This window comes from Sporosarcina sp. SAFN-010, from assembly GCF_059415065.1.
On sequence record NZ_JBPFDS010000029.1, the window covers coordinates 1 to 15,077 of the forward strand.

At 40.9% G+C, this 15,077-nt stretch carries 11 protein-coding genes; 6 read left to right on the forward strand and 5 right to left on the reverse strand.

What is annotated here, in order from left to right:
• Nucleotides 1-496: 496 nt before the first annotated feature.
• The 5 genes from ACR65F_RS17820 to ACR65F_RS17840 form a co-directional block, all read right to left on the reverse strand.
• Nucleotides 497-1,594, reverse strand: a complete 1,098-nt coding sequence (locus ACR65F_RS17820; RefSeq protein ID WP_440505309.1) for a Ger(x)C family spore germination protein — start codon at nucleotides 1,592-1,594, stop codon at nucleotides 497-499.
• Nucleotides 1,569-2,711, reverse strand: coding sequence for a GerAB/ArcD/ProY family transporter (locus ACR65F_RS17825; RefSeq protein ID WP_440505310.1), 1,143 nt, complete (start codon nucleotides 2,709-2,711; stop codon nucleotides 1,569-1,571). The genes ACR65F_RS17820 and ACR65F_RS17825 overlap by 26 nt, the downstream gene beginning before the upstream one ends.
• 4 nt (nucleotides 2,712-2,715) lie before the next feature.
• On the reverse strand, nucleotides 2,716-4,191 hold the full coding sequence (locus ACR65F_RS17830) for a spore germination protein (protein WP_440505311.1): 1,476 nt from the start codon (nucleotides 4,189-4,191) through the stop codon (nucleotides 2,716-2,718).
• An 809-nt stretch (nucleotides 4,192-5,000) separates the two neighbouring features.
• Nucleotides 5,001-7,655 (reverse strand): MMPL family transporter, encoded by a 2,655-nt coding sequence (locus ACR65F_RS17835; RefSeq protein ID WP_440505312.1) that lies wholly within the window; start codon nucleotides 7,653-7,655, stop codon nucleotides 5,001-5,003.
• On the reverse strand, nucleotides 7,655-8,104 hold the full coding sequence (locus ACR65F_RS17840; protein WP_039042300.1) for a MarR family winged helix-turn-helix transcriptional regulator: 450 nt from the start codon (nucleotides 8,102-8,104) through the stop codon (nucleotides 7,655-7,657). Before ACR65F_RS17840 ends, ACR65F_RS17835 begins: the two co-directional genes overlap by 1 nt.
• 238 nt (nucleotides 8,105-8,342) lie before the next feature.
• Here ACR65F_RS17840 and ACR65F_RS17845 point away from each other — a divergent pair, with 238 nt between their 5' ends.
• The 6 genes from ACR65F_RS17845 (at nucleotide 8,343) to ACR65F_RS17870 (ending at nucleotide 14,752) form a co-directional block, all read left to right on the forward strand.
• Nucleotides 8,343-8,540, forward strand: coding sequence for a YwbE family protein (locus ACR65F_RS17845; protein ID WP_039042299.1), 198 nt, complete (start codon nucleotides 8,343-8,345; stop codon nucleotides 8,538-8,540).
• A gap of 31 nt (nucleotides 8,541-8,571) precedes the next feature.
• Entirely contained in the window at nucleotides 8,572-9,588 is a 1,017-nt protein-coding gene (locus tag ACR65F_RS17850; protein ID WP_440505314.1) for an NAD(P)H-dependent flavin oxidoreductase, read from the forward strand.
• Between the two features lie 109 nt (nucleotides 9,589-9,697).
• Nucleotides 9,698-11,425 carry a LytS/YhcK type 5TM receptor domain-containing protein gene (locus ACR65F_RS17855; protein ID WP_440505318.1) on the forward strand — a complete coding sequence of 576 codons (1,728 nt, stop codon included), beginning with the start codon at nucleotides 9,698-9,700 and terminating at the stop codon, nucleotides 11,423-11,425.
• Nucleotides 11,415-12,146: a LytR/AlgR family response regulator transcription factor gene (locus ACR65F_RS17860; RefSeq protein WP_440505315.1), complete on the forward strand. Its 732-nt coding sequence runs from the start codon at nucleotides 11,415-11,417 to the stop codon at nucleotides 12,144-12,146. The genes ACR65F_RS17855 and ACR65F_RS17860 overlap by 11 nt, the downstream gene beginning before the upstream one ends.
• Nucleotides 12,147-12,278: 132 nt before the next feature.
• The gene (locus ACR65F_RS17865) at nucleotides 12,279-13,766 is read left to right on the forward strand and encodes a carbon starvation CstA family protein (RefSeq protein ID WP_440505316.1); all 1,488 of its coding nucleotides are present in this window, start codon (nucleotides 12,279-12,281) and stop codon (nucleotides 13,764-13,766) included.
• Between the two features lie 101 nt (nucleotides 13,767-13,867).
• Complete coding sequence (locus ACR65F_RS17870) at nucleotides 13,868-14,752, forward strand: DMT family transporter (RefSeq protein ID WP_440505317.1); 885 nt, start codon at nucleotides 13,868-13,870, stop codon at nucleotides 14,750-14,752.
• The last annotated feature ends 325 nt before the right edge of the window (nucleotides 14,753-15,077 follow it).

A 15,077-nucleotide genomic window follows, 5' to 3' on the forward strand; every position in this document is an offset into this window, starting at 1 on the left:
TGGGAAACTAGCACGTTCGGTGTGGAGCAGGGGAAAAGCTGGAGATAACATCAAATGCTTACCTATTGCCAACGATTGTGGAGCAATGCCTTTAAAGAAAATTGCATTTATAGGTTAAAATTTAGAAGACATAGTGAATTATCCATCTTTCCTACCGCGCTTCGCTTGCTCCCTGTAGAGGATTAATCAGAGTTTCACTCTGATCATCCTCTACAGGACAACTAGCAGCTATGATGTATACATAGGTATTTGACGTGACTTATTTGATCGTTATTTCTTTCAACTCTGCCGAATTTAAAATACGTGCAGTAAAAGAGAATCTTATAGTTGAAGGTCCTTCTCAAATCTTTATCGAAAATGATTTTTCATTTATAGTATTTTCTATTGGGTTTTACGGTGGGATTTAAATCGCTTTTTTATTTCTCTAATAAGCAATCTGTAGTTTTTTAAAAAGACTTTACCATACACGTGAGTGCGTTTTTTGCTTTTAATGTAATTAACTTTTTGCGTTTGAATCCGTCAAAGGCTTAATATTAATCTGATATTCAATCTTAATGTCCATCTTCTCGAAAAGTTCAATCCATTTTTTTTCATCCATTGGTTTTGAGAATGGTTTTAATGTATGAATGCCTAACTGTAATGGATCCACATTCAATTCTTGCATCTTTTTTACTAGTTCTTGTGTTTGTTTTTCAAAATAGGATTGGATATCTTTTTTCAAATCTTCTAAATCCTTTGGGTCAAATAATCGCTTTTCTCCCCGGTATTCTTCAATTCTTGAGTCTATCTTCACTGTATAGGTCATTGTAGACAAGCTTTTATTGATATCCACTTTCGTTTTAGACCTAACATGACCTAGAACAACTTTTAATTCTGGGATCGGTAAAACTGCTAAGTAGTGATTGTTGTGTAACAGCTGGAAGATACGATCATCAAAAGTTGCTGTTATTTCAACTAATTTATCCTTTTGAAACAGGGCTGTACCTTCATAGCTGATAGCGTCATTTTCTATTTTGAATACAGGTAAGAAAGGATCTGAATAAGGAGTATATAACATTTTTTCAAATTCATATAAATTAACGACACTAAATTCTCCCTGATTTTCTTCCTCATAGTGCTTCAGCATTCGGTAAAAAGAGTAATCAAGATTTTCTTCTTTGTCCAATTTATTTTCCAAATATTCTTCGAAATTTCCTTTTACGATAACTAAATAGATTCTCAAAGAAATATCCGGATCGGTCAATAACACATTAATAATGGACATAATCCCCTCGTTTTTAGCGAGGTCTTCATTAATTATCAGCATTCGCATTTGCCCAGTTTTTGCTTCCTGGTAGAAGTTTATATTAAAATTCCTTAATCCCTCCTTTATTAAGCTTACTTCTTCCGTCATTACACTCTTTTTTTCTTTGCTTAGAGAAGGCAAAATTGTACTGATTTTTATTTTACCTTCATCCCCTTTACTCAGTGATAAAAATGTGACTGGAGTAAGCTCTTCAATAATATTATTTTCAGTAAAAGGGGCACATCCAGTTAACCATAATGCCATAAATATGATTGACATTTTTTTAGCCATCTTCTTTTGTAGTCTCATGTTTATTAACCCCCTTTATCTTCATCACTACGATAATAGTAATTGGAACCACTAAGTAACTTAAGCTTCCTGCTAAAATTTGAAGGTTAAGTAAAATAACCTGCTTTTCATCTGACTTCCAAATCCATTCATTCACAAGAATCATTCCGATTAAAATAATGAATACACTGAATAAAAAGCCTACTCGACTGGATGGTCTCTCCATTTTCCCATTAGCTATTTTAGATGCTCCATAAAACAACAGTAGAAAAATTGAAACCGCAAAGACGATGTTAAATAATTCCAAAGAAAGCATGACCATATCAATACGTTCAATTACTGGATTTTGAAAATAACGGGCCATAGTGACAATTGGAAATTGACTTTTGCTTAAATAATTGGAACCGAAATAGAATAAAGACGCCATATATAAGGATACATACTCTATAACGGTTAGAGCATTGCCATAAGACAAATAGCGAAATGTCTTATTATTTGTTTTAAACCACGGTCCCAAAAATACCAGAAATTCAGGCCCTGAAAATGAAGATAAAATTAAAAATATTCCTTTCCAGGAATCCCTACTTAATTCCATTGGAATAATCGGATACAAATCACTGAGTTGAGCTATTGGAGGAAAGAAGAAAAAAGCAAAGAATAAGAACATCCAAAATGTACATAAAAATGAAATCACGACAAAACGTATAGTTTTTTCAACGCCCTTCCATGCTACATACAAACAAGACAACAGAATAAAAAAGATAAGCCAATTTGAATCTGTAGCTGGAAACATAAATACTTGAAGCATTTCCGAGAATCCTAACATAATCACGAGAATTTTAAGCAGGATAAAGAACAACCCGATGAATGAGAGGAGACGTACAAGTTTTTTTCCGAATAATTGGACAAACCCGTTGTATCCTTCGCTAGAAAACCGGGTTAAAAACCATTTGGATAAAAGAAGAATGTTTAGTTGAGACAATATGCCGACCGCTATAATCACCCAAATCATATATGAATGGATCAAAAACCTTGGCATAATCAAAAAAAAGTAAAGCATTTGGAGGCGATTTACCATCAACATGACATAGAACCCATTATAGGTTTCATTCTTATTAAATAATTGAAGGGCTTCCATCAGTTCATCTCCTATTTTGATATCTCTTCAACTTCAGCGGTTTAAGATGTTCTGGACGCTCCTTCATTTTGACTAAAGGCACTCGAATGAATAGGTCAAGCCAATCTTTTCCGTAGAAAGGGGCAACAGGAGATAAATATGGCTGCTTGAGTGAAGACAAGCCATTAAGGTGGGCTAAAATGACAATCATTGCCAGAACAATCCCTACTATCCCAAGAAACGAAGAAAACACAAGAAGAATGAATTGAATCAATGAATTCGCCTTTGTCATAAGGTAATTAGGAACAAGAAAAGATCCGATAGTTGAAATCCCTACCATGACAATTAACACCTTACTTGCAAAACCAGCCTCAACTGCTGCTTGACCAATTACAATGCCCCCAATAACCCCAAGCGTTTGACCAGTCTTTGTTGGCATCCTTAAACTTGCTTCTTTTATAATTTCAATAAAAATCAACATGATAAATGCTTCCCAAAAAGGAGTGAACGGAAGCTTGCTCCTTGACTCCACCAAGACAAAAAGTGTTTGTAAAGGAATCATTTGATAGTGATGGGTTGTTAATGCCACGTAAAATGGGATCAATGTGATAGACAGAATAAAACTTACATAACGGATGATGCGCAAAAAACTCGCAACTACCCATCGATTAATATAATCCTCTGGTGATTGGAACAAATGAAAAAAAGTGATTGGGGCAACGAGAGCAAAAGGTGTATTGTCTACCAGAATCGTAATTTTTCCTAATCCCAGAGAATTAGCAACAACATCAGGTCGGTCAGTTTGCTGAAACTGAGGAAAAATACTACCTTGATGTTCCTCCATGAATTCCGCTACTTGAGAAGAATCAGAGAAGAGATCATAATTAATTTCCGAAATCTTCTTTTTGGCGGTTGAAACAAATTCTGGATTGGTCAGCCCTTCTATGTACAATAAAACCACATTTGTCTCACTTAAAGAACCAACGGTGAACTTCTCTGTTTTCAGATCAGGTGTTGGAAGTCGTCTACGAATGAGCGTAATATTTTGTTCTAGCTGTTCACTAAAGCTGTCTTTTGCTCCTAAAAGGATGGTTTCAGTATCGGATGGTTCAATTGCACGTCCAAGTGGATTTTCTAAAGGGATAGCGAACCAAAGGTTTGACGAAGAGTCAAATAACAAAACAGATCCTTTAAACAGCTGCTTTTTTGCCTCATTAAAAGTGGAAATGGAGTTTATTGTTGAGTGAACATTGCATTCCTGAATGGATTGTTTGGAACAGTTAGATAAAGGTTTTAGAATGCTTTCATTTAATCTTTCTTGGTCAATCAGAGTTCTTACGTAGATAAGATCAACATTTTGATTTTCAGAAATGTTGATTTCCACAAATTCCGCATCATCCATTTGAACGAGGGCTTTTTTTAGAGTCTCTATTGATATTTCTGATTCTGCGTTTGATTGAGAAACAGGCTTATTTTCATCTGATTGTTTTTTCCAAAACATGTACATTCCTCACTTCTAAATGTTAAAAAGCATTTTTGGAAGAACGGTAAAATTCGATATTAATTCCATTGTTGGCTTTTTAAGTTTAAAATATACGTAACTATATTAATAAGAGAGGCACACCCGTACCTTCTTAACAGGAGGGATTATATGTTAAAAGGATATTGATTACTAATGGAATACTTATAGTGGCCGTTGCGAATAAGGATGAACCAGAACCGTTATCTACTAAAGAACGAGAATTACAATTTTCTACATTGATTACGGTAACTGAAAAATTATGAGAAAAATGGGGATTTTGAATCTACAGTAATTTCGAACTTGGAGATAGAATTGAAGGTAAAAGTTAAAGAGAATAAAGAATATTTTAATTCAGTAAAAAGGGATTTTGAGTCCATTGCAAAAAATGTAATTAAATCGTTGTCGACATAGATATAAACACGTATTCGGAAATATAATACTGAGTATCAAAAACCCATTATCATTCAAACTTCAATAAAAGGTTCAGATAAAGATGCACATAGTTAGCAATGGAAATTGAAGAGACAGTGAATGAAATCCTATATTTTAAGGAACTATATTCTATATCTAATATTGACTCTTATGAAATTAAAGTATTAAAAGCCAAAAGGAAATTAGTAAATTAGTCAATATATTGGCACCCATGTTCAACTAACGGGCGCGATTGTGGAACAACACCATAGCTAACAGGAACTGTTTTTCCCATACTCCAGATATTAATAAACAAAAAGAATCCATTCTGAACAATAACTGTTCAGAGTGGATTCTTTTGATATTTTCAATTTCAATCACCCGCGGAATGGCCACCAGACGCCTCGGCCGAACGATACGGTAATCGCTGGGATCAGAAGCGGCAAAATGATGAGACCATACAACAAGAGACCTGTAATGACGATGGTTGCAATTTGTACAAGGCTTAATACGCCAGAAGGCATCATTGCGCCGAATGTTCCGGCTAGGATGACGGCAGCGGTGATAATGACCGTGCCCATCTTCGCCATTGAAATCTTCAATGCGTCGGCAATCGTACTTCCTTTGATGCTCTCTTCACGGAAGCGGTCGAGCAGGAAGATCGAGTAGTCGACGCCGAGTGCGATCAGCATGATGAACCCGAAGAATGGAACTGCCCAGCTGATTCCGTCGTATCCGAGTCCATTCACAAAAATCAGTTCCGTAAAGGAAATCGCCGTGTAATACGTAAGTAGCAACGAACCGATCATATACAGTGGCATGATTGCAGATCGGAATAGAATCGTCAAAACGACGAACAGTCCAACCAACATAATGACCACGGTCCGGGTAAAGTCTTTCGATGAAATATCATCGAGATCGGAGTTCATGCTGGAAATACCCGCAAAAGCAACGTCGGTATTTTCAAATGGTGTTCCGATGATAGATGTTTTCACGCTGTCCTTGATCGCATGCACTGTTGCAATCGATTCACGGGCATAGGGATCATCTTTCAAGATGACTTCCATGAGAATTCCGGTTTCGTCGCCAAATGTATAACGATCGATGACCGGTTGGAACTCTTCTTCGCCGAGCGTACCTGCGGGAATGTAGATTCCTGTATCGCGGATACTTGGCGCTTCACTCATATCTTTCAGCATATCTGTTACTTCTGTCAGCCCTTTACTAATTTCAGTCAAACCATTCTTAGAATCGGTGACGCCTTTGGCGAGTTGACCGATTCCACTGCTGAGCTGACCGACCTGGGAACCGGATCCTTCGATCTGTCCCGCAGCGCCATTCAAGCTTGTTGAGATTTTACCTAGTTCCTTATTGAGGGCGTTCAATCCGCCAACTGCTTGTGCGGCAGGCATTCCTTGAGACAATCCGCCAGCGAGTTGGTCGAGTTGGTCATTGATTTGCCCGATACCTTGCGCTGCCTGGCGTAATCCGGCACCGCCGGACGATGCTTCAGAACCAGACGGCAACTTGCTTGTAGCATCGTTCAGTCCGCCTTCGACTTGCCCGAGTCCTTCTTGAACGCTTTTAATGCCGTCATTCGCTTCTTTTAAACCATCGGAGATTAATCCTAATTGGTTGTCGACATTTAAATCGTCAATCTGTTCACCTGTTGGACGGGTAATCGTACGTACGGATTTCACGCCATCCACTTTCTCTAGGTTACGGCTAATTGTCTCTAAGTAAGGGACGTCTTTTTCATCGACAATCGAATTGTCGTCTTTCAAAATGACCTGGACTGGAAGAGAATCCCCTTTACCAAATCCTTCTGAAATCAGATTCAACCCTTTCACGGACTCTTTCGACTGATCGATTTCATCAACCGTGTTAAAGGAAAGGTCGTTGTCGTAAGTCAGCAATAATGGCACCGTGATGACAGCGACGATTGCCATTGAGAGCAATGGACGTGAAACAGAAAGTTTGCTGAAACGGATCCACAATTTACTGTCGTTGTGGGACGTAGCTTGCTTTGCTGGCCAGAACAATTTGTCTTTCAGCAACATCATGAACAATGGTACGACTGTGAAGAGCACGAGAATCAGAACAGCAATTCCGACTGCAACCGCAACCGCGGATTTGAAAATCGGGAAGTCTGCGAATCCGATCGCAGCGAATCCGATGAATACGGCAAGTGAACTGATAATCAATGTCCGACCCGCGGTTTTGTATGTGTTAATGATCGCTTCCTGGATTTCATGCCCTTCTATCAATTCTTCTTTGTATCGGCTTAAGAGCAAAATACAGTAATCGGTTCCGAGTCCGAACAGAATGGCTACCAGGAATATCTGCGTATAGTTTGAGACTGGGAATCCGAACCAGTCGACGAAGAACGCAACGAGAGATTGGCTGAGTAAATACGTAATCCCGACGGCAATCAATGGAACGATTGGAGTCACGATCGAACGGAACACGATAAGCAACAAAGCAAAGATGAGGACGACGGTAATGACTTCCGTCTTCTTCAATCCTTCTTGTGCACTTTCGTTTACGTCATTGTTAATGATCGCTTCACCTGTTAGATAGACTGTTGTGTCTTTTGGCAACATTTCAGAGCGGATTTTTTCGCTTAGATCGATGATTTCTTCTTCTGAACCATCTACAGTAATTGGAACAAGTACCGTCTTTTTGTCTTCGGAGACGAGTTGGTTCTCAATCTCTTCGCTTTCAAATGGATCCATGACAGCGGTAACGGGTTTTCCTACATTTTTAATTTCTTTTGCGGTGTTCTGAACCGCTTTTTTGTCTTCATCTGAGACGGCTTTGTCAAAGTCATACACGAGTGATAGTGTATCTTCTGAAGCGCCTGCCTTTTCCAAGATGTCCGCCGCTTTTTGTGAATCAGCGTCATCAGCTAACTGAAACGAGCCGGCTTCTTCCGCTTGCTTCGCGAGGTCTGGAGCAACGAATAGTAACCCTATTGCAAGACCAAGCAGGACGATGAAAATCGGCCATCTGAATTTTAATATCGTTTTCATCAATTAAGCTCCTTCATTTGCAAAATATCTTTTAGTTTCCGAAATGTGCTAACGAACTGAACCAATTCTTTTTCTGAAATTTCATCAGTAAAGAGATTTGCAATTGTTTCATTAATCGCGGTGTTGGAAGCAGCGAGGATTTCACGGCCGGGTTCTGTCAATCGGACCACTTTTGCACGTTGGTCATGTTGAGCACGTTCTGAACGGATCAATCCTTTTTCTTCGAGCTTCTTTAGGCGTGCAGTAATCGCACTTTTATGGACACCTTGGAGCTCCGCAAGTTTCCCGTTCGATAACGAATCATAGGCTGATAATAGCTTTAACGTTTGAATCTGCTCTGGAGAATATTCTTTCCAAATCGGTGATTGAACCGATTTTAGGAAATGCTCCGTTCCGTAAATAATCACTTCTTCAAATAATTCAATTGCTTCTAGTAATGTTTCTTTCATAATAAGTTCACCCCCTAAACCAATTACTAGTTTAGGGGATAAACTATCAGGCGTCAACTAGAAAGATTTGAATAGGTTCTACCAACATAAGTGCTTAATCTAGATGTGATAAACTATTAAAGAGACTTGTATGGGAGTATTGTATATTTTATTTATATTCGTTGATTGTAGCGGAAAGCGTTCGCCTGCAGCGTAAATCAACACTGTTATGCAGACTAATAAAAAAGGAGTGGTAACTATGGACGGTAAAAATAGAAGTGATATTCATCCGGGGTTGAAAGTAGCAGTCATCTTGAAGAAAGATCAGCGAAGCGGTGTGAAAACAGAGGGAGTTGTCAAAGACTTGCTGACAAATTCAGCTCATCATCCTCACGGCATCAAAGTACGTCTTGAGGATGGACAAGTCGGTAGAGTGTGCGATATTTTAGGGAATTAAAAACCTAACCAATATGAATAGGAGGGAAATCATGGGGTTCGAACAAACTCTAGGTATTCAACATCCAATTATTCAAGCACCAATGGCGGGAATCACTTCGCCTGAATTCGTTGCAGCATGTACAGAAGCAGGTGTATTAGGCTCGATTGGAGCTGGTTATTTATCTGCATCTGATACACGCAGCGTAATCCAAGAAGTGAAGGCACTGACAAATGGGCCGTTTTCTGTAAATCTATTTGTGCCAGACAACACACCATTTGACCAAGAGCAACTGCGTTTAGCTTATTTAGCGTTGCAACCAGTCGGCGAACAGCTGGGCATGCCGTTTTGGAAAGCACCGCTGTCTGAACCGGATTTTCACGGACAGGTCGACGTAGTTATAGAAGAAAAGCCAGCAGCCTGTTCGTTCACGTTTGGAATCCCGGATGTAGAATCTGTTGAAAGACTTCACGATGCAGGGGTACTTTTAATTGGAACCTCGACTACTGTAGACGAAGCAATGGCAGTGCAACAAGCGGGACTAGACATGGTCGTCATTCAAGGCGCAGAAGCCGGTGGGCATAGAGGATCATTTCACCCAGGTGGTCCGCTAATTTCACTGGATGCCTTACTGGAGGAAGTTCGTGATATCATTCAAATTCCAATCATCGTGGCTGGTGGCATTGCAACGAATGAGCGGATGAGCGGACTGCTGAAAAAGGGTGCTACCGCTGTTCAAATTGGAACTGTACTTTTAGCAACAGAAGAAAGTGGAGCATCAAGTACCTATAAGCAAGCAGTTTTGGATGCGACTTCAGACAGTACGGTAATCACAGATGTGTTTTCCGGGAGACCGGCTCGTGGCATCCGCAATCGATTCATTGAGCAGATGAACGAATCCCCGATTGCACCCTATCCCTACCAAAACGATTTGACGAAACGTATCAGAAAAGAAGCAGCTGTGCAAAACAATGCAGAATTTCTGTCGTTATGGGCGGGATCATCTGTTCAACACACGCAAACAGGCACTGTTGAGAGTGCTATTGCCAAATTTTTAACTAAAGATTAAGTGAGGAGAGTGCTATTGTGCATTCTCCTCTTTTGAGTTGACGGAAAATACAGTATACTTAAAAGGTAGAGGTTTGAGAGGTGTGAGCAAAGTGGATTTACTAATTATCATGTTGGAACGCGTCGGGACGATTGTTGCGGTTGCGTTCATCTTGACGAGGTTTCGTTTCTTCAAACAGCTCGTGCACCATGACACACTCGATCGTCGACAAACTGTGAGTGCCATTGTGTTTTTCGGGTTCTTCGGTATTATCGGAACTTATTTAGGAGTTGCCTTTAACACGGAAACATTCCATTTCAATAGCGTAACGATGAATCTAGCGGGAGACGAAGCAATCGCCAATTCTCGTGTTATTGGGATCGTTGTCGCAGGATTGCTCGGGGGCTATCGATTCGGTGTTGGTGCGGGTCTTATCGCTGGAATTCATCGAATGACGTTAGGTGGATTTACTGCGTTTTCATGTGGACTGTCGACTATTTTGTCAGGGATTCTAGCAAGCTATTTCTATAAAAAAGGGAAAACAGTCAAACCACTTACGGCATTTGCAATCGGTGCGCTCGCTGAGTCCATTCAAATGGGACTTATACTCGTACTCTCGAAGCCATTTACTGAAGCATGGGCGCTCGTTCAAGCAATCGGTTTGTCGATGATTATCGCAAATGGCGTTGGAACAGCCATTTTCCTTCTTATTGTGTATAACGTAATGAGTGAGCAGGACAGAGCAACCGCGCTCCAAGCGCAAAAAACGTTACGAATTGCGAACCAAACACTCGCACACTTAAGAAAAGGGATGACACCTGAAACGTGCAACGAAGTGTGCCAGATTCTTTTCAACGAGCTCTCACCGAGTGCTGTAGCAATGACGAATCGAAAAGAAATTCTCGCACATGTCGGAGTAGCTAGTGATCATCACCGTTCGTACAGTCCAATTCAAACACATATAACGAAAGAAGTGCTTAGACATGGAAACCGTGTTGTGGCAAATGACCAAGCAATCCATTGTATTCACACGGATTGTCCACTTGGCGCAGCTGTCATTGCGCCATTGAAACAGAGAGACCAAGTGGTTGGCACGCTGAAATTATATTATCCATCTGAAAAAGCCATTACAGATGTCACGATTGAATTGATTGACGGACTCAGTTCGTTACTTAGTGATCAGTTGGAAATCGCAGCAGCAGACCAAGCGCATGAACTTGCGAAAGATGCAGAAATAAAGGCCTTGCAAGCACAGATCAGTCCTCACTTCTTCTTCAATTCACTGAATGTCATTATTTCTCTTATACGAACGGATCCGGATCAGGCACGTCAATTGTTAACTTCGTTGTCAAAGTTCCTGAGACAAAACGTTGAAGGAACAACTGCTGCACGGGTTACGCTTGAACAAGAATTAGCTCACGTGCGCGCCTATCTACAAATCGAAGAAGCCCGCTTTGTCGACAAACTTACGATTGACTTTGATGTAGATCCTTCTGTGCTCTCGCAACTCATACCGCCACTTACGCTTCAGCCGATTGTTGAAAATGCGGTCAAACATGGAATCGCAGATATGGCAAGAGGTAGCGTCGTGAAAGTGATGATTGCTGCACGTGATGGAGAAACGGAAATTACAGTTACAGATAATGGAAAGGGTATTACAACAGAACGGCTGAAAACTTTGGGGGAACATCCGGTTGAGTCGGAGTCAGGTACTGGGATGGGACTGTATAATGTACATCGCAGGTTGATGATGACGTTTGGCGACCAAGCAGGACTTCAATTTACGACAACAAACGGGGAAGGGACGGTCGTACGCTTTGCAATTCCAAAAGAAGAGGTGATCCGCCATGCCATCTAACATTCAAGCACTCGTTGTGGATGATGAACGCTATGCGCGTGAAGAACTCATATATTTGCTCGGTCGTCATTCGAATGTGAAAATTATTGGAGAAGCGGATTCAGGGGACGCAGCCATTATGAAGGCAATCCGGTTACAGCCCGACGTCGTATTTTTGGATGTGGAAATGCCTAAGATGAATGGGATCGAAGTCGCGGCTGTTTTGAGAGAATTGAAGAATCCCCCTCAAATCATTTTTGCAACCGCTTATCCTCAATTTGCAGCGGATGCGTTCCGCGTGAATGCAATCGATTACTTATTGAAACCATATGAAGAAGAACAGATTTCACAAACATTGAATCGGATTCGAGTGAAGGAAACGCCAGAGACTGTCCAAGAGTCTATCCATCAACTTGGGAAATTAGCAATTGAACGGGATGGGGAAATTGTCTACGTCCCCATTAGTTGTATTTTATACATCTGCCGTGAGGATAGTGTGACTCGAATCATAACAAAGACGAAAGAGCATGAAGTGAAGATGACGTTAAAAGAATTGGAGACGCGACTCTCTACTTTTTCGTTTTATCGTATTCATAAAAGTTATCTAGTCAATCTGTTACACGTCAATCGTTTGTCACCTTGGTTCAATGGTGCCTATCAGCTCGAAATCGAGGGCAGCACAGAGAAATTGTCTGTGAGCCGTAACTATGTGAAAGGCTTGAGGGCAAAACTTGAGCATTAACACGACACGTTAATATCTCTGACATACATCTTAATCCTGAAAACCGACATGTTAGCGCAAAATCCATCCGTTGTTAGAATAATTAATCTAAACTGATAACAGAATATAAAAAGACAAAGGGGTGGGAATTGCATGTATACATTTCTATTTGGGGTAGTGTTGCTCGTTGTCGGCTATTTCACGTATGGGAAATTCGTGGAACGCGTTTTTGGATTGAAGGAAGAACGTCAGACTCCTGCATATGCAAATGCTGATGGGATTGACTATGTACCGATGAACACAAAGAAGAACTCCTTAATTCAGCTGCTGAATATTGCAGGAGTTGGTCCGATTTTCGGTCCGATCATGGGAGCGCTATATGGCCCGGTAGCATTTCTCTGGATCGTATTTGGTGCGATTTTTGCGGGTGCCGTGCACGACTATTTAACAGGTATGATTTCTATTCGAAACCGTGGCGCACATTTGCCGGAACTTGCTGGTAAATTCCTCGGTAAATTCATGAAACATCTTGTAAACGCTTTCGCAATTTTACTTTTATTACTCGTTGGAACAGTATTTGTTTCTGCACCTGCAGGCTTGTTGTATACCTTGATGAATGGTTGGGCAGCTATGGGCTTCATCATTGCAGCAATCTTCATCTATTACATTCTCGCAACGTTACTTCCGATTGATAAAATCATAGGTCGCTTCTACCCAATTTTCGGCTTATTGCTCATCATCAGTGCACTGGGCGTTGGCGGAGGAATGCTAGTTACTGGAGCACCAATCCCAGAACTGTCACTTGCAAACTTGCACCCAGATAATATTCCGATCTTCCCACTGCTGTTCTTGACGATTTCATGTGGAGCATTGTCCGGTTTCCATGCGACACAAACTCCAATCATTTCTCGTACGACACAAAGTGAAAAACAAGGTCGCAAAATTTTCTACGGTATGATGATTGCTGAAGGAATCATTGCAATGATCTGGGCAGCTGCTGGAATGGCGTTGTTCAATGGTCCAGTTGGATTGAACGAATTGCTTGCTGCAGGTGGTCCTGCAATGATCGTTAGTGAAGCTTCTGTGTTAATGCTTGGCGCTGTTGGTGGAACACTAGCAATCCTCGGTGTTATCATCTTGCCAATTACTTCAGGGGACACTGCTTTCCGTAGCGCTCGCATGATTATTGCTGACTATTTCAAATTACCACAAGTGAAAATCTTAAGCCGTCTATGGATTGCACTTCCGCTATTTGCAGTCTCTATCGCGTTGACATTTGTTGACTTCAATATCCTTTGGAGATATTTCTCGTGGGCGAATCAGTCAACTGCGGTCATTGCGCTCTTTGTCGCAGCAATGTATTTATTCATCGCAAAAAAGAATTACTGGATTGCGCTCGTACCAGGGGCATTCATGCTCATGGCAACAACGACGTATATCCTGAATGCGCAAATCGGATTTAGATTACCGATGGATGTCGCATTGATAGGTGCTAGTGTAATTTCGATTTTCCTAGTAGCGCTGTTCTTCTTTGCAGCTGTCAAAGCTCGGAGAGAGAATATACCTTTGGAAGTCACAGCCCCAGATTGGGACGATGCACTAGCAGGAGCAGCATCTGCTGCAACGACACCACAAGAATAATAGACAGGACCTTCGGAAAAACACACCGAAGGTCTTTTTATATTCCTCTATACGGCGCTCCTTGTTCCCTTGTATACTAGTCTCAGACAGGGGGATGCTGGATGCGTAAATACATTGGTGAAATCGGCCTGCTCGTAACGGCCATTATTTGGGGAACAGGATTTCCTGTCAGCGCGATTGCGTTAGACTATTTTAGTCCTTATCAAATCCTTGCAGGACGGTTTATCATTGGAGCTGTATTGCTTGGAGTTGTGTTTTATAAAAAAATGTTGAACCTTTCTAAGTCTGTTCTTCTAAAGGGTGGCCTACTAGGTGTGTTCTTGTATAGTGCATTTGCATTCCAGACGGTTGGTTTGCAATTTACAACACCGTCCAATAATGCATTTTTAACGGCAGTGAACGTACTGATCGTCCCGTTCATTGCATTCGTACTGTATCGTAGAAAAGTAAGCGCATTTGAGCTCGTCGGTGCGGTTCTTGCAATGGCTGGAATTGCACTTTTATCGTTAAATGGATCACTTTCGGTCAATCCTGGAGATGTATTATCTCTTTTGTGCGCTGTGTTCTTTGCATTCCATATTTTTTACACAGGTCAATTTGTTCGCAAAGAAGATGCGATTACATTGACACTTGTCCAAATGACGGTTGCTGCGGTAATTGCCTGGATCGTAATCGGGGTAAAAGGAGAGACAGCCCTTCCCATCACGACGACTTCTGCGACTTCATTACTCTATTTAGGTGTGTTCTCAACAACGCTCGCATTCCTATTGCAAACTGTTGCGCAAAAGCATGTCTCAGAAACAAAAGCGGCAATCCTTCTATCAATGGAATCATTATGGGGAATGATCTTCTCCATTATCATGCTTAGCGAAATCGTCACAGCACAAATGCTCATAGGAGCTGCACTCATTTTACTAGCAATCATACTCGCAGAAACAAAACCTTCATTTTTAGTAAAAAGAAAAATCCGTAAATCCATATTGTGAATTCTAATATTGTGAGCTTTTGGTTTTAATGATTGCTTATTATAATAGTTGTTTGGAGCGGAAGGTGGCGACTCCGGAGGGACAAGCGAAGTATTGAAGACCCTGGACTGAGCGTAGCGAAAGTCGTAACGAAGAACGGCTTTTGCGAGTAAAAGCGAAGTGTTAGGAGCACAGGGCTTCCTTATTTTCTGCAAAGAACGCAGAAATACGGCAAATCGAACTCTTCGTGGTTCGATTGGCTTCAATCGAGCCCCTCGGAAACATACTAACATTAGTAGCACAAACCATGGCCGTGGTTTGTGCTACTATTTTTTTATGGTAGAAG

Coding starts and splice junctions, on each gene's coding strand:
- ACR65F_RS17820 (WP_440505309.1), bottom strand. CDS start 1,594: ATGAGACTACAAAAGAAGATGGCTAAAAAAATGTCAATCATATTTATG.
- ACR65F_RS17825 (WP_440505310.1), bottom strand. CDS start 2,711: ATGGAAGCCCTTCAATTATTTAATAAGAATGAAACCTATAATGGGTTC.
- ACR65F_RS17830 (WP_440505311.1), bottom strand. CDS start 4,191: ATGTTTTGGAAAAAACAATCAGATGAAAATAAGCCTGTTTCTCAATCA.
- ACR65F_RS17835 (WP_440505312.1), bottom strand. CDS start 7,655: ATGAAAACGATATTAAAATTCAGATGGCCGATTTTCATCGTCCTGCTT.
- ACR65F_RS17840 (WP_039042300.1), bottom strand. CDS start 8,104: ATGAAAGAAACATTACTAGAAGCAATTGAATTATTTGAAGAAGTGATT.
- ACR65F_RS17845 (WP_039042299.1), top strand. CDS start 8,343: ATGGACGGTAAAAATAGAAGTGATATTCATCCGGGGTTGAAAGTAGCA.
- ACR65F_RS17850 (WP_440505314.1), top strand. CDS start 8,572: ATGGGGTTCGAACAAACTCTAGGTATTCAACATCCAATTATTCAAGCA.
- ACR65F_RS17855 (WP_440505318.1), top strand. CDS start 9,698: ATGTTGGAACGCGTCGGGACGATTGTTGCGGTTGCGTTCATCTTGACG.
- ACR65F_RS17860 (WP_440505315.1), top strand. CDS start 11,415: ATGCCATCTAACATTCAAGCACTCGTTGTGGATGATGAACGCTATGCG.
- ACR65F_RS17865 (WP_440505316.1), top strand. CDS start 12,279: ATGTATACATTTCTATTTGGGGTAGTGTTGCTCGTTGTCGGCTATTTC.
- ACR65F_RS17870 (WP_440505317.1), top strand. CDS start 13,868: ATGCGTAAATACATTGGTGAAATCGGCCTGCTCGTAACGGCCATTATT.